The sequence below is a fragment of the Streptomyces sp. SID14436 genome (assembly GCF_010548465.1).
GTDB lineage: Bacteria > Actinomycetota > Actinomycetes > Streptomycetales > Streptomycetaceae > Streptomyces.
The window spans coordinates 1-547 of the sequence record NZ_JAAGMD010000114.1 but is presented as its reverse complement, the minus strand read 5'-3'; the positions used below and the strand labels follow the sequence as shown (position 1 = coordinate 547).

The window sequence follows — 547 nt, the reverse complement described above, 5'->3', positions numbered from 1 at the left end:
CCGGCCCCGGAGGGACGACGGTCGGCGGGCGCGGACCTCAGCCGAGGGCGGGCGCGGTGACCACCGGGCGCCGGGCACCGTAGTAGTAGTCGTCGTCGTCCTCGTAGGTGCTCTCGCTGTTCACGGCGACCACGATGCTGACGACGATCACGACCACGACGGCGAGACCGAGGATCAGGCCGATGATGCCCGTGATCAGACCCGTCTGGGCCTGCGAGTGGTTGTCGGCCAGCCCCTCCGCGACCCGCTTGCGTCCCTTGATCCCGAAGACGATGGCGAGGATGCCGAGCACCACGGAGACCACGCCGTAGGCGCAGAACATGCAGCAGGCCAGGATGCCGAGCACCATCGCCGCGGTCCCCGCCCCGTTCTGCGGCGGCAGCGGCATGCCGGACCAGCCGTAGCCCTGGGGGTAGCCGGGGTAGCCGTAGCCGGCGGGGCCGCCGTGGCCCATGGGGACGCCGGGCGGCATCGGGGCGCCGGGCCCGGTGGGAGCGACCGGGGGCGGCGGCAGGGGGGCGCCCGGCGCGCCGTAGGGCGGGACCCC

The 547-nt window shown here is 74.6% G+C and carries 1 pseudogene; it reads right to left on the bottom strand.

The annotated features are described in order from the left end of the window. Positions 1–37 precede the first annotated feature (37 nt). Positions 38–547, bottom strand: a pseudogene (locus G3I53_RS04200) (DUF4190 domain-containing protein); the annotation flags it as partial.